We start from the raw sequence: 25,967 nt of genomic DNA, 5'->3' as shown, positions 1-25,967 counted from the left end.
ACACCCGAGCCTAGAGCGTCAAGTGTTAGATGAGGTTACAGATATTTACTCAGCTTTTCGGTAAGGCTGGTTTTGGAAGACGCACCGATCGAAGTATCCACGAGCTTTCCATTTTTGAATATGAGCAGGGTGGGAATGCTTCGGATGCTGAACTGAGAACAGAGTCCGGGATTTTCGTCCACGTTGACTTTGGCAATCTTGGCCTTGCCGGCGAAATCAACCGCCAGGCTTTCAACCAGCGGACTGATCATGCGGCATGGCCCGCACCAGCTTGCCCAGAAATCGACCAGCACGGGAACATTGGATTCGAGGACCTCTTGAGTAAACGAGCCATCAGTTACATCCACGTATTTTTTGTCAGCGACAGTAGTATTATTCATGTGTTTAGCTTTCTTCCCGGCAGACTTTGTATTCTACCACTTGAATGAACATTCCTCTCCAAGAAGTTAACAGCTAGCAGCCGAATGTTCATCCAACGCAACATAGCATAGTTGACTAAGCAGTCAACTATGGCGGTCTTTAGAATATAAGCTGTTTTCCATTAGAAACTTATAGCTTAAATGATTAGTTAAAATACTTTCACTCCAGCCAAGGATAGAAATGGAACTTTAGTAATGAATTGGGTTCAATGCTGCATATGATTCTGGCGGGCGATATTGGTGGTACTAAGGTAAATCTCGGTTTGTTCGAGATTGAGGAGCGGCGTGTGAGGCTTGTTCAAGACGGGACGTTTCCGAGCCAAAAGTATCTGCATCTGGAGGATATTATCCGGGAATTCCTCGCGACAGGAGGAACGCCAAGAATCCATCAATCCTGTTTTGGGGTGGCAGGACCGGTGAGGCACGGACGTGCTCAATTAACAAACCTGCCATGGCGCATCGAAGCAGTCGGGATGGCGATGGAATTAAAGTTCGGCTCAGTATCGCTCATCAATGATCTGGAAGCAAATGCCTATGGATTGGCGCAGCTGGACCCGGACGATTTCGATGTTTTGAACAAAGGTGAACCCGGAACCAATGGGAATGTGGCACTGATTTCTGCCGGGACGGGATTGGGGGAAGCAGGATTATTTTGGGACGGCAGCCAACATCATCCTTTTGCCTGTGAGGGTGGTCATTGCGACTTTGCACCGCAAAATACCTTGGATGGGGAGTTGTTTGCTTTTCTGCACGACCGGTTTGGTCATGTGAGTTGGGAGAAAGTGCTCTCGGGCACTGGGCAGGTTAACATTTACGAGTTTTTAAAGAATCGGCCAGGTGCAAGCGAGCCAGCCTGGTTGGCGGCAGAGCTGAGCAAGGGAGATCCGGCAGCAGTCATTTCACGGGTGGCAATGGCAAACGAAAATGATATGTGCACCCACGCCTTGAATTTGTTTGTGACCTACTACGGAGCGGAAGCGGGAAACCTGGCGCTCAAGTTAATGTCGACGGGAGGAATTTACATTGGGGGTGGAATTGCGCCCAAAATTCTGCCGAGTCTGCAACGGGGACATTTTCTTGAAGCGTTGTTCGGTAAAGGGCGAATGAAATCGTTGCTGGAAGCCATGCCGGTGAAAGTGATTTTGAATTCGAAGACGGCGTTGCTGGGAGCGGCACATTATGCGGCATTTGGGAAGCAAGGGTTCTTGGTGCAGGGTTGAAGCACTCGTTCCGAGAGTTCAGTGTTGGCTGCAAGTTGCATTGACAGAATTCCTTCCCGGTTTCAATTATAAGTACATGAGTGAAATTATTTATCCACGTAGTCCACGGGAAACAATGTCTGGCTGGGTCTACCTGCCACGGTTTGTTGACAAGATTCGCTTGCATCTTGCAGGCAAGTTGCCTCCCGACTATCAACACAATTTTACCAAGGGCTTTGATGGTTCCTGGCTTCAGGCTGCTGGAGTGACTGCCGAACAAATGATCGAAGTCGTCAAGAACTCCGTTACGGATGGTCAGGTCGCTGATTGGGTTGCGAAGAACATAAAGAAATCGGACGCTGAGAAGACAGCCTTCCGCGATTTCGTGTTGAAGCGCGGCACCGAAGGGGGCGAGATCACCGAGCGGTTAAATATGCGCAAAAAGGAATCCGGCCTCGAACACCGCAACGACATCACCACGTTCGTCGATTATATTGACGCCGACGAAAAGCGGATTTAAGCAATGCTAATCCCAAAGCAAAAGCCGCACTGAAAAGTGCGGCTTTTGCTTTGGCAAACGAAAACAATAACTACTCCGAGCGTTTATAAAATTCTGTCTTCTTCTTCTCCATCTTCGGAGCATAGACTTTGATATTATTAATCTTGCCAGTGTCATCAAATGACCCAAAGCCGATATAGCCGAAAGCGAATGCCTTGTCTTCTGCGACCTGCACCGGCTTGGTCAGATCGTCGTAGTAAACCTTGATGGTGCCATCTGCGACCTTTCGTTCGATACGAATTTTGTGCCAATCATTCGTGGTGCCCCAGTTGACTCCCTTCGTGGTCTCAGTCGCGATATTCTGGCGTTCCTTGTTGTTCACGATGAAAATATTATGGGCGTGCGGATCGGCCGCCGTCGCCATGTGCGTGTAATAGAATTCCTTCGGGCTTTTCATTCCAAAGGAAATGCACATATCCCGGTGAGGATATTCACGCGAGGTTGAAAGCAGGTTCACCTCCAAAATGAAATCTCCAAACGCCCGATCCCCAATCACCGCCAGGTTGACAGGGGATCGCACTTCCGGTTGGTATTTGCTCTGTTTCACCAACTCCAGGCACGAGTCACCATTCACCTGCGTGATCTGCCATGCATTTGGATCTGCCATGACAAAATCCTTGAGCGCATCCTTCTTCGAGAAGTCCTGTTGGTATTGCAGCTTATAACCTTTGGGAATTTCATTTGCCGCATCCGCAGCATGCGCCTGGAACAATCCACCGGCAAAGAAGAGTCCGATTGTAGTGAGCCCGACTGTTAGTAATGATTTCATTTTGGGATGCGCGTTGCTAAACGTTTTCGGGCACAACAAAGGGTTTGCGATATTCGCGTTTGAGATATTTATTTGCGGCGCGATTTCCAACAAATTGCTCCTTCTTCGGATCGAACTTTAAAAATGCCCCAAGCGTTGCGGGAGTCTTCGTCAAATCCACCGCATTCACTTTCAAATGTTCCTGCATGCGATTCAGCGTTTCGCACATTTCCTTGTTGTCCTCAACTGCTTCCTTGATCGCTTCCGGTTGCATCTGCTTGCCCATCCTGTACGAAATGTTTCCGGTATGACACAGCGCACTGGAAAGATGGCCTTCCAAAATATCGGCATTTAGGTCGGACGACTTCCGGCTGCGCACCGCCTTGATGAAATTTGCAAAGTGACTCTCACTGCCATCGAACTCCTTGATTTTTTGGTCGTTCTTGTCGTAAGCGATTGCCTTCGTATAGCTGGGCATCACGAGATAACCGTTCTCACAATGTAGAACAACCCCGATGCGGGCTTTTCGATACTCATCCATCTGTTCTGTGCCCGCTTTGCTCGGCAGCCCGCGAACTTCAAAAATCAGCGGCACTGGCTTGTAATCATGGTAAACGATCAATGTATTGGGTGTCTGCCCATCATCTTCATAACCGAGGCGGCCGCCAACGGTGAGTATGTGCGGTGAAAGTTCATTCTGGCCCAGCGCCCAGCGGGCGATGTCCATCTGGTGAATGCCCTGGTTTCCCAGGTCGCCATTGCCAGTGTTCCAAACCCAGTGCCAGTCATAGTGCAGACGTTTGCGATGCAGAGGTTCCATCGCCGCTGGCCCCGTCCAGAGATCATAATCGATGCCCTTGGGAAGCGGCTGGTCTCCGGTTGTCTTGCCGATGCTGCCGCGGCGTTTGTAACAGAGGCCGCGTGCCACCAGCATTTTTCCAAGATTGCCAGCCTGCACCCATTCAATGCCTTCCTTCAGGCCTGAGCTGGAGCGGCACTGTGTTCCTGTCTGAACGATCTGGTTGTAATGGCGTGCAGCCTTTACAACCTGGCGACCTTCCCAGACGTTGTGCGAAACGGGTTTCTCCACGTAAACGTCCTTGCCAGCCTGGATGCCCCAAATGGCGGCCAGCGAATGCCAATGATTCGGTGTGGCAATGCTGATGGCATCAATGTCTGGATTTTCCAGCAGCTTGCGGATGTCTGTATATCCGACAACACTCTCGCCTTTGTCTTTGCGTTTTTGCACTTCTTTACCAAGCACATTTGAATCGACGTCGCATAGAGCCACGAGGCGAACTCCGGGTACCTTGCTAAAGCCCGCAAGATGTTCCTGACCACGACCGTTGAAGCCAACGACGGCAATCCGGATATCTTCATTGGCACCTCTAACCCGGGCGGTGACGGGCAGCGGCCGACTTGCGCTGTTACTTTTGGTGCTTTGGCAACCGGTCAAGGCAGGCAGCATTCCGAGCGATGAAGCAAAGATGGCGGAGGCCTTGATAAAACTGCGACGATCCATTTCTTTCATAAATGTTAAGTTTGTGGTCCTAAAGAGAGACGTCTGAAGTCATGGGTTTATTTAGACTTGTGAATGGATGACTGTGCATAGGCCTCGTATTTTTCTGCGACCTTGGCCTGTCGTTCGTTTCCTTCGTGGACGTAAAACCGGTAGCGGAAGGTTACACTTTTGCCCGCTGGAATCACTAAATTGCCGATCCCTTCAGGCTTTTTCTCAAAATCATGAAGGCCAAATGGATTTGCGGCGAACAATCCGTAGTCCCGCACATGCCACGTGGTCGGGTGACGGGGATTCTCTGGGTGGTCGAAAATGGCTATCCCCAAAGTCTTGCCATCCACCGGACCGTAATAGTCCACCCAGTTGGCGCTCTTGCCCCAGGTCTGATCATCCCGCACACCTTCGCTGTTTACGATGTGGCCCTGGCCTGGTTTGCCTTTGGGCTGCTTCAAACGCATCGTTTCAGCAAGGCGCAAAGCCATGGAGCCTTCTTTGGTGTCGCCGAACGTGACCTCTCCGTTGGAAGCATGGATGGTAATGTCGAAATCGAATAATCTCGCTTTCGGTTCGTTATAGATGCGCATTACGCGTTCATCGGTGCAAACCACCTTGCCGTCATGATCCACCCATTTGTTCTCGGACTTGATTACGCCCACGTCCTTGCCGGATTTGATCTCATCGAATTTGGTGTGAACTATCGTTCCAAAGTTTTTTTGCTCGCTCCAGAAGTCATTGCCGTTTACAGCGCCGTGCGCATACCAAAGGGAACGGTGATGGGGATGATCGTGCTCTTCGTTCGTGGAGTCCTGTTGCATCGGGAAGTTCCGGGTCATGGGGACTTCACCGGGGCCGAGCAGGGGATAGTAATAAGGACGGGGAACATCCTTGAAATGGTAATCCGTAAACGGTTCGCCGTTGATCGAGACGTGCAGAACGTTGCCATCCTCCTTGATTTGTACTCCGGCATCCTCCGCAACAGCTGGACAGACCAGACCAAGCGCAAGCCCAAGAATACCGACCATCGCCCGCGCAGGACTTAAAATGCAGGAGAACATTTGAAAACCTTATCGGTTGGAAATAAAGCAGGTCAATAATCTTTATTGAGCTGCCCTGGGCGAACTGCGGATTCCGTGTCCCCAACTCAAATCACTTCTGGGCCGGGTTATCCAGTTCCTGCAGGCGAATGTTCCGAAAGCGAACTTCAATATTTTTGCCCGCATGCACCTGCAAGGCGATGAGCCCGGTCTTGTCGATGGAATCATGGTAATCCGTGCAGGGAACATTGTTGACCCATGATTTGATGGAATCACCCTGGCAAACAATCCGATACTTGTTCCATTCGCCGACTTTGAAGGCCTTCCGTGCGGGCTCGTTATCCTTCAAATTCTGAAGCCAGCCTCGCCGCCCTTGTTCGTACAACCCTCCGGACCAGGCACGCGCTGAAGGATCCACTTCGATCTGGTAGCCAACCATCTTATCCTTGTCATCAATGTGACTGCGAATTTGCACGCCGGAATTGCCTGTCTTGATGTTCACTTCCAATTCCAGAATGAAATCACCATGGGTTTTGGTCGTGCACAGCCAGCCATGTCCACCTTTGCCGGTTTTGCCGATGATCACGCCGTCCTCGATGGCGAAGTTAGCCTGCCCACGATTGGTCCAGCCGTTAAAGGTGCGACCGTCAAATATTGGCTTGAGCTCCGCACTTTGCGCTTGGCAGGTCTGGCAACCGAAGGCCATGAGCAGAAGAGTGGATAGAGTAAGGAAAGCGAGGGAACGCACATAAAAGAAGAATCGAGTACGCATAAGTGTCTTGAACTGAACACTGCGAAACGAATTTTTACAAGCGGAACTGAATGGATGCCGCAAAGAGCTAATTAAACAACCTTTGACTTTTGCTGGGCTCGTGGACTGAAAATCAGAACTTGATCCTGTCGGAGCCAGCCAACACGTTGTGACTGGTCACTGACCTGATACCAGCCATCCTTTTGATCCAAAACTATTAGTTCCGCGCCATCCCTTACCTTGTAGGCCGCCTGAGATTCATCCAGCGGGCCGTTATGCACGTCTGCTTCACCGGTAATTACGATGGCTGTTTTGGTGAGGTAATCTTCATTGAAGGCCACGGCCAGACAGATTCCAAGCAAAACAAAAGCCAGACCCGAAACGAGCGCCGGGTTGCGAAGTTTGGGCCGGATGTCCGGCCGCCATTGCATCCAGGCAAGCAACAGGAACAAAAACCAGAGGGCGATTACGGTGAGCCAGGTCCATTCATTCAGCGTCAAATAATTGAGGAACAGATGTCGCCGTTCGCCGGATTGAGGCGAACCACCGCGGGCCTGGGCGCGGGCGAATTGGAGATTGGCGCGAAGTTCGGGATCGCGAGGCGCAAGTTGTTCGGCCTGACGATAGGAAGCAATGGCATGTCCGAACTGGTTGAGCTTGAAGTAGGCATTGCCAAGGTTGAAATAAATGGCTTCCGAAGCCTCGCCGCGCTGCAGCAGTTTGTCATAGTGTGAGACTGCTTCTCCATATTTTCCCTGTTCGTAACACTTGTTCGCCTGCTCGAAATCAGCGGAAGATGTATCGGCAGCCTGAGATGAGTTGCTGGAGAAAAGAAACACCAACCCCAGGCTCAGCAACAGCACCGCATATTGGAAAGATCGGAAGGTTGTTTTTACATTCATTGCAGATCTTTGATGGTTAAACAAGGTTCTCATGCAGGAATGTTCCTGAGCTGATTCAAAGTTGTTTCGACTGTGGGAATCAGCGAAATCAATTGCTCATTCGAACTATGCCGGGAATAACGGGCCTGGTTGCAGGCTTGAAATAAATCGTGCACCGAAATTAACGTTTCCTCCGGCACATTCCTGGGACGCAGACGTTCTTCCACGACCGATTCGGTAATCGCTGAGGCGGGAACGTCCAGACGTTCGCCAATCTGCTCCTGCAACAGACGAAACACCGTGGCGTAAAAAGCTTCGGCCTCGTTTGCCTGAGCGGACTGACGTAACTCTCCCAAGCCTATGTTGACTATCTTTTCCACCTGCCGCTGGCGTCGCAGACGCGGATTGTTGGCCAGCTTTTCCTTTTGCTTTCTAACAACAAGGAGTGAAATCCAGGCCAGCACAGGGACACCTTGAAGTCCTATAAACCATGATCGTTGAATCAATGGCGGTTGAATTTGGCTGAGCACACCCAGGCGCGGCTTGATGTGCAGGATATCTTTGGCTGGTGGTTGATTACTCTCTGTTCCTGTGTTGGCGAGGTTTGGCGGTGGCAGTGAGGCGGCACTCGGGCGAACTGTCAGAGGCACTGCCGGTTGTGTAAGCGTGCGATATTGTTTTTGGTCGGGATCAAAATAGCTGAATGAAAACGGCGGCAATTCCTTGATGGCCATGCTCTCGGGCACCACAGTAAGTGCGAAGGTTTTAATTCCACTCATACCGAGTTGGTCCGCGAACTGAACATCGCTCGTGGGTGGATACACCTTGAATTGATTCCAATCCGCCTGCTGCGGCAGCGTCAGGGAATCCAGCGAGCCTCGTCCCGAAATCTGCGCCTTGACAGTTATTGGATCGCCAGTGGCCACATTGGTGGGGCTGACATTTACAGCCATGGAATAGTTTCCCACCGCACCGCTGAAACCCGGTGGCACATTTTCCTTGGGCAAGGGGAGAACCTCCAACATCTGAGGGTCGCTTTCAAGGGTGGCAGGCTCCCAATCCACGAACTCACCGAAAATGGTTCGTCTCGAGTCTGGGCGCGGCACATTGAGAATCACGGATGCAGGGCCGATATCGATTTTACCCGCCTTGGCAGGAACCACAAAATTCTTGAAAGTGATTACCTCGTAACGCCGGTTATTGAAAACAGTCGGTGCTTGTGTCGGTTGCTGCATCTTGCCCAACGTGAAGCCCTCCTCCTTAAAGTGCGGCATTTCGGTAAAACGAGCCTGCTGCTGCAAATAGACTTGAATTTCCAACGGGAGCATTTCACCAAGATAGACCTGTGATTTGGGGACCACCAATTTCACAAATCCAATCCTGGCGGTCGCTGCATTCGTGTTGGCTGACGAAGTGCCCGCTTTCATAACGGTCAATTTCAATGGTTCGCTGCTTAAAGTCTGTCCATCGATTTGAACTGGAATTGCAGGAATTATAATTTCACCGGCCTGAGTAGGGGTAATTAAGAAAGTATAAGCGGTGGAACTGCTGGATTTGCCGTTCGTTAGCGAAAACTGCGTCGAGGTACCTTGGCCGGAAACGCGGCTGTTCGGCAAGGGTGGTGGACTGGGAGGTGTCGCAGGATTGCCATCTTCGCAGGTCAACGTCAAGGTAACGCTTTCGCCAAGTGTGATTGTCTCCCGATCCAATGAGGCGGTAAAATTTGCGGCCTCGGCCAGTATGGGAAGGAGGCAGAGAAATGCAAAAATGACCCACGCCGGTATCTCCGATAAAAGCGGAAAGCACCAGGTCTTTGCATTTTTGATTGGCTTAACGATGTCTGCATGCGCTTCGTATTTCTAGAGTTTTGCCTGCCCGAACAGATCTTCGCAAGCATCCACTTAGGCCCGACCAGGTTTCAGGACGGGTTACTGGCACTCAATTCCACGGTTTATGGACAGGTAAAGTCAAAAAATGTTCGGCCAAACTGGTTGAACGGGCAGGTGAAGCATCGTAACTTCTGGTCATGGTAAAGGAAAAGGGTTTGGAGCAGATCATGACGTTACTCGCCAACAGTGGGATACCAGAGCTGGGGCCTGGACCGCGCAAGAATGTGCTGCCACACCAGGAACTTGAGAAAAGTCTGGCTGAGATACTGTCCCAGTCAGAACTGGATAGCCTTAAAAGCGATTTGATTAGGGCTGTGGTTTTGCTTTGGCATGACCGCCTGGATGCCGCGCATGGCATTGCGCAGGGGATTGAAGATGCCGATGGCAGTTTCATTCACGGGATCGTGCATCGCCGCGAACCTGATTATGGAAATGCCAGATATTGGTTCCGACGGGTTGGTGAACCTGACTTCTTTCCGAATCTTGCCCATCGCATCGGAGCGTTGCTTGACTCAAAAGGTGCTTCGACTCTGAAAACGGAGCTGGTCGTCGATGGCAAATGGGACAGTCTCGCCTTCGTAGACCGTTGTCAGAAAGTTTCCACGCGTCCGCCCGCCGATCCCGAAGTTATGTTGCTTCGGGAGATTCAAGGCTTGGAATCCGAAGTGTTGTTACAACACCTGTTCACTTCTTGAGCTCATCACGCTTCCTTGCGTTTGGCAGCCTGATGCTTCTCCAGAGCCTTTACCAGTCCATCAATGGTATGCGGCTTGGCTTCCACAGTGGGAGTAAGTCCCAGGATCTCCAAAGCCTTGCTGGTTTCAGGTCCGATGGATGCCAACTTTATTTGCGGGTATTTTTGCAATAATGCAGGCAGGTCAAATCGGGTATGAAAGTTTTCCACTGTTGAGCTGCTCGTAAAAGTGATCCAATCAGCCCCACTTTCCAGCAATTTAGCCGCTGCTCCATTCGCATCCTCGGTTTCAGGAACCGTCTTATAGCAGGCAATGTCATCCACAATCGCCCCCATGCCTTCCAGTTCCTTGGGCAATTCCGGATTGGCCGCCTCAGCACGCATCAATAGAATCTTCAAATTCTCGATGCTTTCAAAATCCTGAAATGCCCTCGCAATTTTGGCGGTGACATACTCCTCCGGCATCAACTCCACCTTTAAATGAAGTTCCTTCAGCTTCGCTGCTGTCGCCGGCCCCACTGCTGCGATACGCATGCCGCCAAAGTCGCGCATATCCTCAAAAGCTTTGAAAAAGCTTTCAAAGAACATGGTCACCCCATTAGGACTCGTAAATACAATCCAGTCGTACGCGTTCAGTTCCAGCAGTGCATCTGCAAGCTCGGCTTTGTGATCGGTTGGAACAATCTTAATGGTCGGAATCTCCAGCACCTCTGCACTTAAATCCTTGAGCTGCTGTGACAGTTGGCTGGCCTGATCGCGGGTGCGGGTTACCACGATGCGCTGTCCGAAAAGTGGGCGGTTTTCGTACCAGTTCAGTTTCTTTCTCAGTTTTACCACATCGCCAATTACGGTGACCGCCGGCGCGGTGAATTGATTTCTTGCAACCACATCGGCAATGTTGGCCAATGTTCCTTCAATTGACTTTTGCTGGCCGGTGGTGCCCCAGCGCACCATGGCGATGGGTGTGGTGGCAGGCATGCCATTGGCAACCAGTTGTTTGGTAATCTCGCCGATGCGTTCCACGCCCATCAGTACAACCTTGGTGCCGGGTGCTTTCGCCACCTGAGCCCAATCAATGTTCGACTCTTCCTTCGTCGGATCTTCATGACCGGTGATGACAGTGTAGCTGGAACAATGGTCTCGATGTGTCACCGGAATCCCGGCGTAGTTCGGGGCTGCAACAGTGGAGGAGATGCCCGGCACAACTTCAAATGGAATCTTCGCCGCGGCCAATTCTTCCGCCTCCTCACCGCCCCGTCCGAAAACATAGGGATCGCCGCCCTTGAGGCGCACGACGGTTTTGCCTTCCTTGGCTTTGGCGACGAGCAACGCGTTCAACTCCTCCTGAGGAATGGCGTGGTTTTTCGCACGCTTGCCGGCATAAATCACTTCCGCGCTTTTGGGTGCCATGCGCAGCAAATCCTTATTTACCAAGGCGTCATACACCAGTACGTCCGCGCGCCCGATCAACTCTGCGCCGCGCATGGTGAGCAAACCGACATCTCCCGGACCTGCCCCTACCAGATAAACTGTCCCTTTTGATTTCATCCCAAATTATATCTTATTATTTTAGCTTTGCCGCAAGTTCCTGTCCGAGTGCAACTGCTTCGTTGATCGATTTCCCGCCTACCGCACGACGAGCGGAGGTTTCCCGAAAAGAGGCCGCACGCATCTGCAACTGGTCGCCGGCGATTTCTGCGTAAGCCGCAACTGGACTCTGACAGCCACCGCCCATTCCCGATAAAAATGAACGTTCCGCCAGAACGCACGCATGCGTTTCCGGATGGTTCAAGCGGTCGCAAATTTCCTGGATGCGCGCATCGTTCTCGCGAATCTCCATTCCCAGCGCCGCCTGTCCCACACAGGGAAGCATCACATCGAAATCCAGAATTGTCGCCAGTAAACCCTCCGGAATACCTTCACCAGCCAATTTCCCTTCGGCCGTTATTTTAAAATTGAGTCGCTCCAAGCCAGCAGCCGCCAGCACTGTGGCATCCAACTCCGGTTGATTGGCAAGTTTCTCCAGTCGCGTCGCCACATTTCCCCGAATCTCAACCACATTCAAATCTCCACGCTGCGCTAACAATTGCGCTTTGCGTCGCGTGCTGCTCGTCGCCACGGTCGCGCCCGGAGGAAAATCCTTGATGGCAAGTTTGGGCGTAAATCCGCGCCGGTTCGATTTTCCAGGTTGAGAGCGAAGATACTCAGCATCGCGATAAACCAATACATCCCTGACATCGGCCCGTTTGCTCACCGCCCCCAAAATTAATCCAGTCGGCAGTTCAGTTGGCAAATCCTTCAAACTATGTACAGCGATGTCCGCATCACCATTCAGCAAGGCCACTTCCAGCTCCTTTGTGAAAAGCCCTTTCGGCAGGCTCTCGCCTTCCTTTGCGAGCGAAGCCTTCTGCAACTTGTCGCCCGTGGTCTTGATGATTTTTAACTCAATGTCGAGCTTCGGAAACGCACTGCGACATTGACTCAACACGGCATTGGCTTGTGCGAGGGCAAGTGCACTGCCGCGCGTGGCGATAAAAATCGGTTTATTATTTTCAGAAGACATAATTCGAAGGGCGTTCAAGACCCAAACGCCGGACGAGATATTGAAGAAGGTATTGTGTCCGGCCGACCTGCGCTCAATAACTGTTTCGCCCGCTCACGGATAATGTGTTCACAACGTGCAATCTCGTCCTTGCGCTGCTTCAAATAATCCTCGGCTATGGCCTGGAGATCATCAATGTTGTAAAGATACACGTTCTCGAGAAAGTTTACCTCGGGTTCGATGTCACGCGGAACGGCAATGTCGATCAGCAGCAACGGCCGATTTTTGCGCATTTTCATCAGCGGTTCCAACTTTACACGATCCAAAATATAGTGTGGCGCGGATGTGCTGCTGATGACGATGTCGATGTTGGCGAACTCGGTGGCCCAATGATCAAAGTTGATCGCCCGACCGCCAAGTTGGTTTGCCAATTCAACGGCTCGATCATAGGAGCGATTGGAAACCATGATGCTTTGGGCGCCCCGGCTCAGCAGGGCGCGGGCTGTCTTCTCGCTGGTATCGCCAGCACCGATGACCATGACATGACGATCGCTGAGTTTGGTGAAAATCTTTTCAGCGAGTTCCACTGCAACTGACCCGACTGAAACGCTGCCGCGTTGAATGTTCGTTTCGGTGCGAATATGCTTCGCCACGTTGAACGCCTTCTGAAAAGCCTTGTTCAACCGGCTGCCCGAGTGCCGGTGTTGCAGCGCGAGATCGTACGCCCTTTTGAGTTGTCCCAGAATTTCGGTTTCACCAAGCACCATGGAATCCAACCCACAGGCAACCTTGAAGAGATGTTCCACGCTATGCGGTTCACCCAGCGTGTATAACTCGTCGGTTAGAGGATCTTTGTAGTCGTGACAGTTCGTTAGGAAGTCCTTCAACGCCTGAAACGCATTGCGGGGTTCCATTGGGGTGACCGCATATAATTCGACGCGATTACAGGTGGATAGGATGACCGCCTCACTCACCAGGTTGGAATCGCGCAGCAATTGCAAGGTGGCGGGAATGCGGGCTTCGGTAAAAGCGAACCGTTCGCGCACGGTTACCGGCGCGGAATGATGGCTTAAACCGATTACAACGATTGACATGCGCTTTAGGAGTGATGCGAGGAGGAGAGGAGCATTACTCCCCAAAACGTTAACATGATGAATACGAAACTTCCCAATGCACCCCAGGCAAAGCGACGTCCTCCCTGTCCGCGCCAGCGCATCACGAGTAAACTGAAGTAAACCACCCAGATAAAAATGGACCAAAGCAAAATGACGGGATCGCTCCTAAGATCCACTCCGTGATTCTCGTGAACCAGAAACGGATAGATGGATAATCCGGCGGTAAGCAGGCAAAAGCCGCTCATTACGAGTCCCCCAGCCACGCGTTCCAATCGCTGTATGGGTGGGATCAGCGAGAGAATGGCTCGCAGCTTATGAAACTTCAAATCGTGTTCCTGAGTTAAATACATCAACGCGGCCACTGAACCCAAACCGAAGGCCCCAAAGGAGAGGAGGATTAGAGCGGCATGCAAGCTGATCCAGCCGTTTATAAAGAGCGGCTTGTCGCCGTGCAGTGGGTCCAAAGGCGGCATCAGGGCAAAGACTCCCAATCCGAACAGGATCGGGGAGGCGAATGCCCCAAGGAATCGCAGTCGCGACCAGGTTCCGACCAACAGGTAGGTGGCGACAATCGTCCAGGCTATGAAGATGGTGGCCTCGTAGAGATTGCCCACGGGACAACGCTGGAAGGAAAAACCGCGTTTCGCCATCGCGGTGGTATGGAACGCAAAGGCTGCGAGCAATAAAAAATAGTTCACCCGGTTGTCCTCGCGAAAACCTTTTCGCCACAGGAAAACCGAATACATCATGCTCAAACCGTATAAAACCACGGCGAGCAGAAAAAAGTGCCTATCGGTGAACCAAGCTGCCACGAGGGTAGATTAATGCAGGGTGGCGCGGCTGCAAGCCGCAATTCGTGGATGGGAAAGTGTCGAGTTGACTCATAATTAATGACACCGGAGAGAGGTTGGGAAGCCGGACTGAAGGAATACGTTGCCTCACGGGAAAATGACACCGACAAACTTGGAGAATGAAGATGCCAAAGAGCAGTTGTCGGACGGAAGAGTTGGAACGTTTGCGGAGGCGGTATGCCGGTCGAGGGCGGGAAGGAAAAACGCGGATGCTCGATGAGTTTTGTGAACATCATGGCTATGATCGCAAGCATGCGATCAAGTTGTTGGGGGATCAATTGCCCAAGCCCAAGGGCGGAGTGCGCCCCGGGGCCGAACCGGTCTATGAGCCGGTGCGTGAGGTGGTCGAGCGGATCTGGAAAGCCAGTGAACAGCTTTGTGGCAAGCGGCTGGAACCGGCGCTGGCCCTGTGGTTGCCGCATTATGGCAAGCACTACGGCAGTCTTTTGCCAGCACAGAAGAAGCTCTTGGGAAAGGTCAGTGCCGCGACCCTGGACCGGCTGCTGGCGCCGCTCAAAGCGGAAGTCCCTCGCCGGTTATGTGGCACCCGGCCCGGCACGCTGTTGCGGACCCAGATTCCCATTCAGGGGGAAGTGTGGGATGAGCAACGTCCGGGATTTTTGGAGGCGGACAGCGTGGCGCATTGCGGTTCCAGCCTGGCGGGTGATTTCATTTGGAGCCTGACCTACACGTGTTTGGGGAGTGGGTGGACGGAAGGTCGGGCCGTGTGGAACAAGGGTGCCCAAGGGGTGTTGGAGCAAACCCGGGACGTGGAAAAAAACCTGCCATTTCCTTTGCTGGGGATGGATTTTGACAATGGGAGCGAATGGCTGAACTGGCATCTGGTGCGTTACCTGCAGGAGCGCGTGGTGCCCGTAAAACTCACCCGCTCACGCCCTTATCATAAAGATGACAATGCGCATGTGGAGCAGAAGAACTGGATGTGGCCGCGGCAGGTTCTGGGCTATGCCCGGTTGGAATCTCCGGCAGCGGTGCCCTTGATCAACCAGCTTTACAAGGAAACCTGGGGGCCATTGCAGAACTTTTTTCTGCCCTCAGCCAAGCTGGTGGCCAAGCATCGGGAAGGCAGCCGCTGGGTTCGCCGTCACGACCGTCCGCAGACGGCCTACCAGCGGCTGGTGAGCAGCGGACAACTGGGTAGGAAACAGGCGCAACGGTTGCGCGACTGGTATTACGCCGTCGATCCCTTTGAACTGGCCAGGCAAACGGATAAACAACTCAGACCGATCTTAAAATGAGGACGGGATGGAAGAATGAGAAATTTTTTTGCCCCTGCTGCTGCAGCAGCAGGGGCAAAAGGACCCTCCTGACGGAGGGAAAAACAATAAACACGTCGGTGTCATTTAATGTGAGGCAACGAATACCCAAATCCGGTCCAATCCCCGGTGTCATTTATCCTTGAGGCAACAGGGTGTTGCGATCGAGGTGATTGCTGTTGGCACAGGCATCAGCATTGCCCAGGCGGAATAAAGGAGTGGCTTTCGGCGCGGTTATTTGCTGGTGCTGATGGAGGCAGTGCCGCTGGCAGAACTCTTTAGCAGGGAGAGGGCCTGATCCGCACAGGCATGTGAGCGGTCTGCCAGCGCGGCCGCCATGCTGGTCGCATAGGCAGTTGCCGATGAGGTGCCTTCCACCATGTAGGATTGTCCATTGTACCTGACAACGCTGTCTCCGGGGGCAATCATATCCACAAAACTGCCGCGATTGGCATAATCAGCAAGTTTTCCGGAACTGTCACTCGCAGTAACTGCCACAACCTCCGGGTAGGCGGCAGGGTAGGTGGGAGTCGTGACCGGTTCATTGCCCGCCGCTGCAAAAATGGGTATGCCTTGATTGGAAACTTGGGTAATGACCTTGTGAAGCAGGATGCTATCGCCGGAACTTCCGAGGCTTAGATTGATGAGGTTGGCTCCGCTGTTTGCTGCACTAACGATTCCCTTGGCGACATCGTATGTGGTGGCTTGTTCTGAATTTCCATAAACATCCACTGGCTGGATCCTTACCGACGTGCCTCCCTTATCGATTTTGCTGAGGTTACCTAACATCGTAGAGATCATTGCGGTGCTGTGCGTGACGGTATTCGGATCAACCGAAACATCCCCGGCTACATGAATCGTGGGATTTATAAATTGGTCCAGGTTTTTTCCAAGGGATTGATTGGGAGTGTCGATGGCCGCAATCATTAACTGACAATCGCCCGGGCTGTTTGTCCTTGGTTGCAATTGGAGGTCTGGATCATTTGCCAGGGTGGACACACTCATGTTCACATCCGGCGGACGTTGCACGTAAAAATTGGAGTCGATTCCTTCCACATCCTGATTATCGGCCAGTTGCAAGCGCGCCGCATCGGCAGAGGCTGCGCTATCAAATTGAAGCCGATAGGCATTCTGCCCATCCATTCGGCCAACAATTTTTGCGCCTAAGGCTTTGGCAAGATCTTCGATTTTCGTTTTGCTTCCAGGCTTGAGCATCACAACAAATTCGTTGGGGATGGGCTTGGCAGGCGCTTTTTTAGCCACGGCACGGATGAGCCGAGTGGCAGATTGTTGCGAGGTGCGAAACACGTACAGCCGCGAAACTCCGTTGGAAGCTGGCATGACAACAAAATTCAGGTTTCCGAGCATGGCGCGAAGTGCTTCCCCAGCAGGAAGTTTCTCGAACTTGGCAGACACAGTCCTCGTAACATCCGGTTCCAGGTAAACTTTCCAGCCGGTGGCGTTGGCTACGTTTTGCAAGAGCTGAGACAAATCCCATGAAGTGATATCGGCATCGACTTTGTTTTCCTTCTGGTTCCAGACAAGAGTCTCGTGGGACGCCGCGCTCAATGAAGGTCCGATCAAAAGAGTTATGCTGGTGAACACCAACATCAGCCAGCTCGGAAAATTTATTCTCATACCCGCCATAAAGTTACTCAGCATATGACCTTGAATCGATCAAATTGTTACAACAAACCAGATTCTACATTAGTTTCAGGATTTAGACAGCCACGAACTTACTTTCCACCAGTTATTCGAGGTGATGCACAATATTTGTAACTAGCTATCCTTTATGGGCTTATACGATTAAAATCGCCTGTCATTTCAAGTGCCAATTAAATCGGATTCTCCTTGATGGGCGGGGCGATGGAGGGCGGCTTTTCAGGTGTTCCGGCTTTGCCATATTCCCGCTAAGTCAGTTGGGTTGTGGAATTTCGGCTTGCGAATACAGCTGTCACTTTGTTATTACTGTCTCTAATTATGGCAGCTATCGGCCGGTTTCAAAAAGGCGAAGATATTTTTTACGCCAAAGTTGTGGATGGCGAACTTTACCGTTTGCGCGGTGATGTATTCGGTTCTCCTTCCTTTGATAAAAAGCCCACTCCCTTTAAGGGGCTGAGGACTTTGATCCCGGTAGTTCCTTCCAAAATCATTGCTGTCGGTCTCAATTATGCCGACCACGCCCGTGAAACCGGGAAGCCGCTGCCAAAGGAACCGCTGATTTGGTTTAAAGCCACGACTTCATTGATCCCCGACGGTTCCAAAATTGAAATTCCTTTCCCCAATCATCGCACCGATTTCGAAGCCGAAATGGCCATCGTTATTGGTCGCCGCGTCCGGAACGTCACTCCAGCGGCTGCAGCACGCTACATTTTTGGCTACACGTCCGCGCAGGATGTCAGCGATCGCACAATTCAGAACGCGGAAAGCCAATGGGCTCGGGCCAAGTCCTTCGACACCTTCACCCCGCTTGGACCTTATGTGGAAACCAAGATCGACCCGCATGATTTGACGATACAGCTTTTCCAGAACGGGCAGTTGCGGCAAAACTCGAACACGAGCCAGCTCATTTTTAACTGTTTCCAACTCGTCAGCTTCATTTCGACGAACATCACACTGCTGCCCGGCGATATTATTCTCACCGGAACTCCGAGCGGGGTGGGGCCGATTGAATCAGGCGACCGCCTGGAAGTGCGCATTCAAGGACTTGCGCCTCTCGTTAATACAGTCAAGTAAATTTCGAATTTCGAGTTTCGAATTGCAAATTTAGAAGGGCGTAATTTCAAGCCATGAACGATCTGAAAGATCGAACAAAAAAATTCGCTCTTGATGTTATCAGGCTTTGTGCTCAGTTTCCGAAGTCGCCGGAGTTTCAGATCATAACCCGCCAGTTGATGCGCTCAGCCACTTCGGTTGCTGCAAATTACCGGGCGGCGTGTCGAGGCAAATCCAAAGCGGATTTTATCAGCAAACTTTCTACTGTTGAAGAAGAGGCTGATGAGTCACTGCTTTGGCTGGAGATGTTGATTGAGCTCAGTCAGAAAGCAATTCCAGAACTGAGGCGATTGGAAAATGAAGCCCAACAATTGGTTGCAATCATGGTAAGTTCAAAGAAGACCGCCCGAGGCGGTGATAAAGGCAGACCCTAGGATTTGTCATTCGAAATTCGAAACTTGAAATTTGTAATATGCGCTGGACTCAAACGCTCATCCCAACTTTAAAAGAAACACCCGCGGAAGCGGAAATTACGTCGCACAAATTGCTGCTCCGAGCCGGACTGGTCCGCAAGTTGAGCGGCGGTCTCTATACCTTCATGCCGCTGGGATTGCGCGCATTACGCAAGGTGGAGCAGATTGTCCGCGAAGAGATGAATCGCGCTGGCGCCCTCGAACTGCTTATGCCCGCGATGCAACCGCCCGAGATTTGGGAAAAGAGCGGGCGCTATGTCACGGCCAGCGAAGTGTTTTTCAAGGTGCGCGACCGCGCCAAGAAGGAATGGATTCTCGGGCCAACACACGAGGAAGTGATCACCACTCTCGTGGCTGGCGAAATCAGTTCCTATCGCCAACTACCCAAAAATTTCTACCAGATCCAAACCAAGTTTCGCGATGAAATCCGTCCTCGCTTCGGCCTGATGCGGGCGAAGGAATTCATCATGAAGGACGCCTACAGCTTTGATGTGACTGATGAGTTGGCGCAGATCAGTTATCAGAAGATGTATGATGCATATACGCGGATTTTTCAACGTTGCGGCCTGAAAGCTGTTGCGGTTGAGGCTGACACCGGTGTCATGGGCGGCAAGTTTTCACACGAATTCATGGTGCCGGCTGAAACCGGGGAAAATGAAGTCGTCTATTGCGAGGCTTGCAATTATTCAGCCAATATTGAAAAAGCCGTAAGCGGGGGGCCAAGCCTGGCCACTCACACTCACAAGCTCTCTCCTCCTGACAGCGCCCCGCATGCGCTGGAAAAGTTTGCGACACCAGGGGTGGTCACGATCGAAGCGCTGACCAAGGCACCGCACAGTGTTCCTGCTCATCGCCAGATCAAGACGCTGGTTTACATGGTGGATAGCAAGCTGGTGATTTTGTTGATGCGCGGCGACGATCAGTTGAATGAAGCGAAATTGGTTGCGGCGGTTGGTTCCGGCAATTTCCGCCCAGCCACAGCCGACGAAATTTTTGCGGCAATGGGAGCACATCCGGGGAGTTTGGGGGCGGTGAATTTCACGAAGGCTCCGGTTTATGCGGATACTCAACTGCGCGACGCTGCTGAGATGACGACTGGCGCGAATGAAGATGGATTCCATTACCGAAATGTTTCCGTAGAACGTGATATCAAGGTGAATCATTGGGTGGATTTGCGTTCCGTGCAGGTATCCGAGGCGTGCTCGTCCTGTGGCAAACCACTGAAGATTCAGCGCGCCATCGAGGTTGGCCATGTGTTTAAACTCGGCACCAAGTATAGCGAGAAGCTGGGGGCCTTGTTCCTGGATGAAGACGGCAAGCAAAAACCCGCGGTGATGGGTTGTTACGGCATAGGCGTCACCCGTACGCTGCAAGCCATCATTGAGCAATCCAATGACAAGGATGGCATCATCTGGCCCGTTAGTGTGGCCCCGTATACCGTATGTATTACCCCTTTGGGTGTGGCAGCTGGGAGTGCTACGATGGTTCTTGCTGAAAAGATTTACAGCGAGCTTGTTGCCCAAGGTATTGATGTCATTCTGGATGACCGGGATGAGCGGCCGGGAGTAAAATTCAAGGATTCTGAACTGGTTGGCTTTCCCATACGCTTGGGCATCGGCGAAAAATCCCTTGCCAAGGGAGAAGTCGAACTGAAGCTTCGGGGTGGCGTGCTGACACCGGTTAAAACCGAGGAGGCGGTGGCCAAAATTCTGGAAACCATCAAGGGATAAGCGCTGATTTATGAACAGGTGCCCACTTCAATCAGTGCGGTACTTTCTGGGTCAGGAGTCGAGGCTTTCGCGGACGGCTTTGGCTAGCGTAGTGCGGCTGTAGGGTTTTTGGAGAAAGCGCGGACCTTCCTTCAGGTTGGGTTCGATGCCGATATCATCGACGCTGTAGCCACTGGAAAAGATCACCTTGAGCTGAGGTTTGTGTAATAGGAGGGATTTCGCGAGGTCTTTGCCCGATAAGCCATCCGGCATGATCATGTCCGTGAGCAAGAGATCGATGTTGCCCTGGTGCTGTTGCCAGATGGTGAGCGCTTCAACTCCGGAGGATGCCTCGATGACTTTATAGCCACAATCCTGGAGAATCAATTGGGCCAGGTCGCGCAGCACTGGCTCATCTTCCACCACGAGGATTGTCTCATAACCGCCTCTTAATTCACCATCGGTGACGACCGTGGTTGCGGCAGGAGTTTCGACCACTTTTTGGGTGGCCGGAAAAAATATCTTAAATGTAGTGCCCTTGCCGAGATGGCTGTTAACCTCAATCCAGCCTGAGTGTTGCTTCACAATCCCGTAAACTGTCGCCAGACCCAACCCGGTTCCTTTGCCCGCTTCCTTCGTTGTAAAGAACGGTTCAAAAATTCTTTTCATCGTGGGGGCATCCATGCCGCAACCGGTGTCTTGAACCTGCAGGCAAACGAATAACCCTGTCCGGGCATCAGGATGTACCTTCACGTAATCCAGGGAAACGGAGATTGGACCAGTGCTGACACTCAACGTGCCGCCTTTGGTCATGGCATCGCGGGCATTCACTGCCAGATTCATCAAAATCTGTTCCATCATCCCTGTGTCTCCCAGCACGGTCGGCAGGTTGGGGGATGAAGTGCATTTAAAAGCGATCGTTTCACCGAGCAAACGTTGCAGCATCTTACTCATGTTATCGACCACGCTCTTCAAATCCAACTGCTTGGGTTGGATGACCTCCTTACGACTAAACATGAGCAATTGCCGCGTCAAGCTGGTGGCTCGTTCCGAAGCGAAGGAAATGGCTTGAATGGAGGTAATCATCGCTGGCGCAAGGTTTGCGCGCGACATGAGCAACCCGGAATGCCCCTGGATAATGGTCAAAATATTATTGAAGTCATGGGCTACTCCCGCGGCAAGTTGGCCCACCGATTCCATCTTCTGTGCCTGACGGAATTGTTCCTCAAGAGTTAACCGGTCAGTAATGTCCTCTACATAACAATGGACAACCTGGCTGGGCATGATGGGATAGAATGACCAGGATAGCACACGGTTGGCTGGACGGGTTTCAAGTTGGAGCCGGGCTTGGCCAGTTGCCAGGCAGGTTTGAACAATGCCAGCCACGTTGGGTGGCAGAATTGTTTCAGGATGCTCTTGACCAAGAAGCTTGGAGATCTTCTCAGCTGCCTTGTTATGAAAGGTCAGCATACCCTCGGAGGAAAACTCGAGCACCGGGTTGGGATTGTGCTTGGCGAAAGCTGCCAGTTTTTGAATCTCGGGTTCAGTCCTCTGCCGCTCAATGGCCATTCCGAGCAGGTTTGCAACCGAGAGAAGGAAATGCACTTCATCCTCGTCAAAAACACGTTCGTAACTGGTATGTACTCCCAGAACACCGAAAGGCTTGCTATGGCCTTGAATCGCCACGGTTACACCGCTGACAACCCCATGGTCCAGCAGATGTTGGTGGGCGTAGAACCGCGTTTCGCTGCTCAAATTGCGGACCACAACTGGTTCACCGGAAATTAACGTGAACCCGGATTGGGAGGCGTGACCGGTGTCCTCGGTCGTTACGTTGACATAACCCTCCTTCCAACCACCACCCGCCCGCAAAAGGAAGGTATTGCTCTCCGGACGCAATTCCAAAATGCTGCAAAATTCAATCTCCAAGGTCTGGCTGATGAGGAGGACAATCTGGTTCAGCAGGGAGGTCAGGTCCGAGGCTACGATGGCGAATTGTCCGAGGGCCGCAACGACGGTTTGTTGGTGGGCGCGACTTAGCAAAGACTTTTCATTACGCTCCCGGTCAACGGTTTGTTGTTCCAGATTTTCCGCCAGCAGGTTGAAGTTGCGGGCCAGTTCTCCCAGTTCGGTGGGTTCTGTTGCCAGCCCGCTGCGTGTGTTTAGTTTGCCTGAAGCCAGGGACTTAATCGCTTCGCGAAGAGCCTTAATCTGGCGAAGGATAAATAATTCACCTCCGACCCAGGCAGCAGCAAGAGCGAGCAGACCGACGATAAAACCTATCGAGGAAAGACCAGTGCACAGCAGTAGCACCAGAGCCGGTGCTACGGCCAGGAAAACGATGCCTACCAGACGCACTCTAAGGCTCGAGAGTCGCTTCATGCCATATCTATCAGTCAGGGGGCAGGCTAGCGGGTCGAGGCCATTGAGGCAAAGCTATTTATCTGGCGACGGTGCAAAGACTTTCTATATTATGCAGCTAAATGGAAAATAAAGCGCTTTTGTTTTGAACCTTCCCGGTCGTTATCAATCCAAGTTGAGGGCGAATTCTTATGGTTTTATGAGGCAGATTGCTTGATTCCTTGTGTTTTGAGGTGGAAATTAGCATCGTGGATATAATAAGCCGCTTATAACGCTTGCCAAAAACGTTCGCATCCTTAGATTTAACGGCTCACTTTATTAGAAGTTATGTATATCAACAGCATTATGGTCATGTTAGGGGCGGCGGACACGCCGGCGGCGACGCAACCGAATCCGACGGGACAAATGGTCCAGACGATTGGGTTGTTTGTGATCATGGGCGCCATGTTCTATTTCGCCATGATCCGGCCCCAATCGAAACGTGCCAAGGAGCACGCGACCATGCTGAAATCCGTTAAACAAAATGACCAGGTCACGACCAGCGGTGGAATCGTTGGAGTGGTGGTCACTGTCAAGGAAAATACCCTCGTAATCCGGTCGACGGACACCAAGATTGAGGTTCTCAAATCAGCCGTCTCGGCAGTCGATCGCTCTAAAAATTCTACAGAATCGTAAGCGTTTAGCCATCATGAATCGAAATAATCTAGGGAAGTTCATCGTCGTCATTCTAGTAATTGCCTGGGCATTTTATGAAATGTACCCGCCTACCTCGCGCAACCTTGCGACTGAGTTTGAAACCAAGGCGGTGGCTCAAAGGCGTGATGCAGAATTTACCAACATCGTAACGCACCTGCAGAAACTTCAGCAGGCCAATCCCGAACGCGCCTATGCCAATCTGATTGACGCCATTGGCACCAACGACATCGCTCGTTATTTCCCAATGTACGATGTAAAGGCCGAGGCTAATCCCAATCGCGCCGTGCTGAATCGCCTGCAGCGCGATGCTGCTGGAAAAATCAGACTTGGTTTGGACCTGCAAGGCGGCACTTCATTCCTCGTCGGGGTGGATTACAGCAAGACATTGTCTGGAACCAATGCGGCAGCCACGAACAACGCTGCCTTGGATACCCAGAAAGCTGGCATGCTCTCCCAGGCGGTCGAGGTTCTGCGCAAGCGCGTGGATAAATTTGGCGTGTCCGAGCCGGTCATCCAACCGGAAGGTGAGGATCGCATCCTGATCCAACTGCCTGGTCTTTCTGAGTCCGACAAGGAAGATGCTCGCCGGCAGCTCAGCAAGCCGGCCTATCTCGAATTTCGGTTGGTTCACGAACACAGTGACGAATTCATCCGACAAGGTTTAACCGAGCCAGGATATGAGGTCCTTACTGAAAGAGATGAGGATGCCAATGGCAAAGTTCAGACCAGATCCTATTTGGTGAAAAAGAAACCTGAACTCACTGGTAAATACATTAGCGGAGCGATGGTCGGACGTAACAATGTTGGCCAGCCTGAAATTGATTTCACCCTTACCTCTGATGGTGCTGATATCTTTGCCACCGTGACGCGCGAAAACGTTGGGCGTCAGCTGGCCGTGGTTTTGGATGGTGAATTACAAACCGCACCGGTGATCCACGGTGAGATTCCTGGTGGCCATGGCCAGATCACTGGCACTTACACAGATAAGCGAGCACAGGAAATCGCCAATGTTTTGGAAAATCCTCTGCAAGTTCCGGTTCACATTTTGTCTGAAAGCAGTGTCGATCCTACGTTGGGTAAAGACACAGTTAAAAGCGGTGTAAAGGCGGCCATTATCGGGACGATCGCCGTCGCTGGCTTCATGGTGATCTATTACATGTTCGCGGGTGCCATTGCTGATGTCGCGCTCATTTCCAACATCATTATTCTCATTGGCGTAATGGCCTCGATTGGCACCACCCTGACCTTGCCTGGCATTGCGGGTATCGTGCTCACCATCGGTATGGCGGTGGATGCCAACGTCCTTATCTTCGAACGTATCCGTGAAGAATCTGCCAAGGGTAAGTCATTGCGTGGCGCTTTGTCTGCGGGCTATGACCGTGCCTTCGGAACGATTTTCGACTCACACGTTACCACCCTGATTTCCTCAATCATCCTGATTTTCATGGGCAGTGGTCCAATCAAAGGTTTCGGTGTCACCCTAACGATCGGTGTGGCTGCAAGTTTGTTCACCGCGCTGGTGGTAACCAGAATTATTTTCGACTTCCTCATCTCCAGAGAAATCGTGAAGTCACTTCCGATGCTTCATATCATTCGAGTCACGAAGATCGATTTCATGAAGGTTGCGACCCCGGCCTTTATCTGCACCTGGCTGTTGATCGTTGTTGGATTGGGATTTGGTGTTTATCGCGGCACGGTTAAGCACGACTTGTTCGGCGTCGATTTTGCCGGTGGCGATAATCTGATGGTCGGCTTTAGTCAAAAGGTGGATGCCGACAAGATTCGGGAAGCCGTTGCCAGGGATGCAGGTGAGAAGGAAGCAATCATTCAGTATCAAAAAGATATCAGTTCTTCTGTAGAAACGCTGTCCATCAAGTCGCCTTATGGAACCTCGGATAAGATTCTGCAGGTTCTGCAGAAGGATTTTCCAGCGGCCCAGTTCGTATCAAAGGGAGCTGAAAAAGTCGGCCCCATCATCGGCAAGGAAATCCAGCAAACAGCGATTGTGGCCAGTTTGCTGTCGTTGTTGGGCATTCTCGTTTACGTCGCCTTCCGGTATGAGTTCTCATTCGCTGTCGGCGCTGTCGCAGCCGTCATTCATGATGTGCTGATGACCATAGGCATTTACTGTCTCTTTGGCCGGCAATTTAATGCCACCATGGTAGCTGCCGTGCTAACTATCATTGGCTTCTCCATCAACGATACCATCGTGATCTTCGATCGTATTCGCGAAGATCTGAAGTTGGGCGTTCGTGGCAGCTTTAAGGATCTGATTAACCAGGCCCTGAATCAAACTTTGAGCCGAACCATCATCACTTCCGGCACAGTGTTTCTGGCAACTCTCTCGCTCTACCTGTTCGGCGGAGGTGCGATCAATGACTTCGCCTTTACGTTCCTGGTGGGTATTATCACGGGAACCTACTCGAGTATCTACATTGCCAGCTATCTCGTCTTGAAGTGGCACAAGGGTGCTCGTCCCCAGACCAGCAGCCAGGTAACTGTGCAGAACGCTGCCACATCCCGGACTTAAGAGAA

Annotated in this window: 22 protein-coding genes; 9 read left to right on the top strand and 13 right to left on the bottom strand. The window is 51.8% G+C overall.

Annotation, left to right across the window (positions count from 1 at the left end; all coding sequences use genetic code 11):
* Positions 1-35: 35 nt before the first annotated feature.
* Positions 36-380, bottom strand: a complete 345-nt coding sequence (gene trxA / locus CFLAV_RS23085) for a thioredoxin (protein WP_007417262.1) — start codon at positions 378-380, stop codon at positions 36-38.
* Positions 381-628: 248 nt separating this feature from the next.
* On the opposite strand from trxA, the gene glk reads away from it, so the two are divergent.
* Together glk and CFLAV_RS23075 are read left to right on the top strand one after the other, a co-directional pair.
* Complete coding sequence (gene glk / locus CFLAV_RS23080; protein ID WP_007417261.1) at positions 629-1,639, top strand: glucokinase; 1,011 nt, start codon at positions 629-631, stop codon at positions 1,637-1,639.
* 76 nt (positions 1,640-1,715) lie between these two features.
* Positions 1,716-2,138 carry a DUF5069 domain-containing protein gene (locus tag CFLAV_RS23075; RefSeq protein ID WP_160164643.1) on the top strand — a complete coding sequence of 141 codons (423 nt, stop codon included), beginning with the start codon at positions 1,716-1,718 and terminating at the stop codon, positions 2,136-2,138.
* Between the two features lie 70 nt (positions 2,139-2,208).
* Here CFLAV_RS23075 and CFLAV_RS23070 read toward each other — a convergent pair whose 3' ends face one another.
* The 6 genes from CFLAV_RS23070 to CFLAV_RS23045 form a co-directional block, all read right to left on the bottom strand.
* On the bottom strand, positions 2,209-2,946 hold the full coding sequence (locus CFLAV_RS23070) for a hypothetical protein (RefSeq protein WP_007417259.1): 738 nt from the start codon (positions 2,944-2,946) through the stop codon (positions 2,209-2,211).
* 16 nt (positions 2,947-2,962) lie between these two features.
* Positions 2,963-4,456 carry a Gfo/Idh/MocA family protein gene (locus tag CFLAV_RS23065; RefSeq protein WP_007417258.1) on the bottom strand — a complete coding sequence of 498 codons (1,494 nt, stop codon included), beginning with the start codon at positions 4,454-4,456 and terminating at the stop codon, positions 2,963-2,965.
* A 47-nt stretch (positions 4,457-4,503) separates the two neighbouring features.
* Positions 4,504-5,499 (bottom strand): DUF6807 domain-containing protein, encoded by a 996-nt coding sequence (locus CFLAV_RS23060; RefSeq protein ID WP_007417257.1) that lies wholly within the window; start codon positions 5,497-5,499, stop codon positions 4,504-4,506.
* 91 nt (positions 5,500-5,590) lie between these two features.
* Entirely contained in the window at positions 5,591-6,250 is a 660-nt protein-coding gene (locus CFLAV_RS23055) for a 3-keto-disaccharide hydrolase (RefSeq protein WP_007417256.1), read from the bottom strand.
* A gap of 71 nt (positions 6,251-6,321) precedes the next feature.
* Positions 6,322-7,131 (bottom strand): tetratricopeptide repeat protein, encoded by an 810-nt coding sequence (locus CFLAV_RS32920; protein ID WP_050785922.1) that lies wholly within the window; start codon positions 7,129-7,131, stop codon positions 6,322-6,324.
* A gap of 29 nt (positions 7,132-7,160) precedes the next feature.
* Complete coding sequence (locus tag CFLAV_RS23045; RefSeq protein WP_425500544.1) at positions 7,161-8,774, bottom strand: BatD family protein; 1,614 nt, start codon at positions 8,772-8,774, stop codon at positions 7,161-7,163.
* Positions 8,775-9,136: 362 nt separating this feature from the next.
* Here CFLAV_RS23045 and CFLAV_RS23040 point away from each other — a divergent pair, with 362 nt between their 5' ends.
* The gene (locus CFLAV_RS23040) at positions 9,137-9,694 is read left to right on the top strand and encodes a hypothetical protein (RefSeq protein WP_007417252.1); all 558 of its coding nucleotides are present in this window, start codon (positions 9,137-9,139) and stop codon (positions 9,692-9,694) included.
* Positions 9,695-9,699: 5 nt separating this feature from the next.
* Here CFLAV_RS23040 and cobA read toward each other — a convergent pair whose 3' ends face one another.
* The 4 genes from cobA to CFLAV_RS23020 are packed head-to-tail and all read right to left on the bottom strand — an operon-like array spanning position 9,700 to position 14,162.
* Complete coding sequence (gene cobA, locus CFLAV_RS23035; RefSeq protein ID WP_007417251.1) at positions 9,700-11,241, bottom strand: uroporphyrinogen-III C-methyltransferase; 1,542 nt, start codon at positions 11,239-11,241, stop codon at positions 9,700-9,702.
* 16 nt (positions 11,242-11,257) lie between these two features.
* Complete coding sequence (locus tag CFLAV_RS23030) at positions 11,258-12,256, bottom strand: hydroxymethylbilane synthase (RefSeq protein WP_007417250.1); 999 nt, start codon at positions 12,254-12,256, stop codon at positions 11,258-11,260.
* A gap of 14 nt (positions 12,257-12,270) precedes the next feature.
* Positions 12,271-13,329, bottom strand: coding sequence for a glutamyl-tRNA reductase (gene hemA, locus CFLAV_RS23025; protein ID WP_007417249.1), 1,059 nt, complete (start codon positions 13,327-13,329; stop codon positions 12,271-12,273).
* A gap of 5 nt (positions 13,330-13,334) precedes the next feature.
* Positions 13,335-14,162, bottom strand: coding sequence for a cytochrome C assembly family protein (locus tag CFLAV_RS23020; protein ID WP_040549840.1), 828 nt, complete (start codon positions 14,160-14,162; stop codon positions 13,335-13,337).
* Between the two features lie 158 nt (positions 14,163-14,320).
* Between CFLAV_RS23020 and CFLAV_RS23015 the strand changes: the two genes are divergently transcribed.
* Complete coding sequence (locus tag CFLAV_RS23015; RefSeq protein ID WP_083808748.1) at positions 14,321-15,460, top strand: hypothetical protein; 1,140 nt, start codon at positions 14,321-14,323, stop codon at positions 15,458-15,460.
* A gap of 252 nt (positions 15,461-15,712) precedes the next feature.
* Here CFLAV_RS23015 and CFLAV_RS32915 read toward each other — a convergent pair whose 3' ends face one another.
* Positions 15,713-17,116, bottom strand: a complete 1,404-nt coding sequence (locus CFLAV_RS32915) for a S8 family serine peptidase (protein WP_050785921.1) — start codon at positions 17,114-17,116, stop codon at positions 15,713-15,715.
* A 342-nt stretch (positions 17,117-17,458) separates the two neighbouring features.
* Between CFLAV_RS32915 and CFLAV_RS23005 the strand changes: the two genes are divergently transcribed.
* From CFLAV_RS23005 to CFLAV_RS22995, 3 genes are read left to right on the top strand one after another with little or no spacing between them, the layout of a single operon-like run.
* Positions 17,459-18,214, top strand: coding sequence for a fumarylacetoacetate hydrolase family protein (locus CFLAV_RS23005; protein WP_007417246.1), 756 nt, complete (start codon positions 17,459-17,461; stop codon positions 18,212-18,214).
* Positions 18,215-18,267: 53 nt separating this feature from the next.
* Complete coding sequence (locus CFLAV_RS23000) at positions 18,268-18,627, top strand: four helix bundle protein (RefSeq protein ID WP_007417245.1); 360 nt, start codon at positions 18,268-18,270, stop codon at positions 18,625-18,627.
* Positions 18,628-18,665: 38 nt separating this feature from the next.
* Positions 18,666-20,396 (top strand): proline--tRNA ligase, encoded by a 1,731-nt coding sequence (locus CFLAV_RS22995; RefSeq protein WP_007417244.1) that lies wholly within the window; start codon positions 18,666-18,668, stop codon positions 20,394-20,396.
* A 51-nt stretch (positions 20,397-20,447) separates the two neighbouring features.
* Here the strand turns inward: CFLAV_RS22995 and CFLAV_RS32910 are convergent, their stop codons facing one another.
* Positions 20,448-22,757 carry an ATP-binding protein gene (locus CFLAV_RS32910; protein ID WP_007417243.1) on the bottom strand — a complete coding sequence of 770 codons (2,310 nt, stop codon included), beginning with the start codon at positions 22,755-22,757 and terminating at the stop codon, positions 20,448-20,450.
* 306 nt (positions 22,758-23,063) lie between these two features.
* Between CFLAV_RS32910 and yajC the strand changes: the two genes are divergently transcribed.
* Both yajC and CFLAV_RS22980 read left to right on the top strand, forming a co-directional pair.
* Positions 23,064-23,411, top strand: coding sequence for a preprotein translocase subunit YajC (gene yajC / locus CFLAV_RS22985; protein WP_007417242.1), 348 nt, complete (start codon positions 23,064-23,066; stop codon positions 23,409-23,411).
* Between the two features lie 13 nt (positions 23,412-23,424).
* Positions 23,425-25,962: a protein translocase subunit SecDF gene (locus CFLAV_RS22980; protein ID WP_007417241.1), complete on the top strand. Its 2,538-nt coding sequence runs from the start codon at positions 23,425-23,427 to the stop codon at positions 25,960-25,962.
* Positions 25,963-25,967 lie beyond the last annotated feature (5 nt).

Origin of the sequence: Pedosphaera parvula Ellin514 (genome assembly GCF_000172555.1) — a bacterium.
Lineage (GTDB): Bacteria > Verrucomicrobiota > Verrucomicrobiia > Limisphaerales > Pedosphaeraceae > Pedosphaera.
The sequence above is the reverse complement of the archived record's forward strand: the minus strand, read 5'-3'. Positions and strand labels throughout refer to the sequence as shown.

Bases quoted from the DNA above. Each gene is read 5' to 3' on its own strand.
- yajC (WP_007417242.1), top strand. From the start codon at position 23,064: ATGTATATCAACAGCATTATGGTCATGTTAGGGGCGGCGGACACGCCG.
- CFLAV_RS23005 (WP_007417246.1), top strand. From the start codon at position 17,459: ATGGCAGCTATCGGCCGGTTTCAAAAAGGCGAAGATATTTTTTACGCC.
- trxA (WP_007417262.1), bottom strand. From the start codon at position 380: ATGAATAATACTACTGTCGCTGACAAAAAATACGTGGATGTAACTGAT.
- CFLAV_RS23060 (WP_007417257.1), bottom strand. From the start codon at position 5,499: ATGTTCTCCTGCATTTTAAGTCCTGCGCGGGCGATGGTCGGTATTCTT.
- CFLAV_RS23075 (WP_160164643.1), top strand. From the start codon at position 1,716: ATGAGTGAAATTATTTATCCACGTAGTCCACGGGAAACAATGTCTGGC.
- CFLAV_RS23070 (WP_007417259.1), bottom strand. From the start codon at position 2,946: ATGAAATCATTACTAACAGTCGGGCTCACTACAATCGGACTCTTCTTT.
- CFLAV_RS32910 (WP_007417243.1), bottom strand. From the start codon at position 22,757: ATGAAGCGACTCTCGAGCCTTAGAGTGCGTCTGGTAGGCATCGTTTTC.
- CFLAV_RS32920 (WP_050785922.1), bottom strand. From the start codon at position 7,131: ATGAATGTAAAAACAACCTTCCGATCTTTCCAATATGCGGTGCTGTTG.
- glk (WP_007417261.1), top strand. From the start codon at position 629: ATGCTGCATATGATTCTGGCGGGCGATATTGGTGGTACTAAGGTAAAT.
- CFLAV_RS23040 (WP_007417252.1), top strand. From the start codon at position 9,137: ATGGTAAAGGAAAAGGGTTTGGAGCAGATCATGACGTTACTCGCCAAC.
- hemA (WP_007417249.1), bottom strand. From the start codon at position 13,329: ATGTCAATCGTTGTAATCGGTTTAAGCCATCATTCCGCGCCGGTAACC.
- CFLAV_RS22995 (WP_007417244.1), top strand. From the start codon at position 18,666: ATGCGCTGGACTCAAACGCTCATCCCAACTTTAAAAGAAACACCCGCG.
- CFLAV_RS22980 (WP_007417241.1), top strand. From the start codon at position 23,425: ATGAATCGAAATAATCTAGGGAAGTTCATCGTCGTCATTCTAGTAATT.
- cobA (WP_007417251.1), bottom strand. From the start codon at position 11,241: ATGAAATCAAAAGGGACAGTTTATCTGGTAGGGGCAGGTCCGGGAGAT.
- CFLAV_RS23015 (WP_083808748.1), top strand. From the start codon at position 14,321: ATGAAGATGCCAAAGAGCAGTTGTCGGACGGAAGAGTTGGAACGTTTG.
- CFLAV_RS23030 (WP_007417250.1), bottom strand. From the start codon at position 12,256: ATGTCTTCTGAAAATAATAAACCGATTTTTATCGCCACGCGCGGCAGT.
- CFLAV_RS23055 (WP_007417256.1), bottom strand. From the start codon at position 6,250: ATGCGTACTCGATTCTTCTTTTATGTGCGTTCCCTCGCTTTCCTTACT.
- CFLAV_RS23065 (WP_007417258.1), bottom strand. From the start codon at position 4,456: ATGAAAGAAATGGATCGTCGCAGTTTTATCAAGGCCTCCGCCATCTTT.
- CFLAV_RS32915 (WP_050785921.1), bottom strand. From the start codon at position 17,116: ATGAGAATAAATTTTCCGAGCTGGCTGATGTTGGTGTTCACCAGCATA.
- CFLAV_RS23000 (WP_007417245.1), top strand. From the start codon at position 18,268: ATGAACGATCTGAAAGATCGAACAAAAAAATTCGCTCTTGATGTTATC.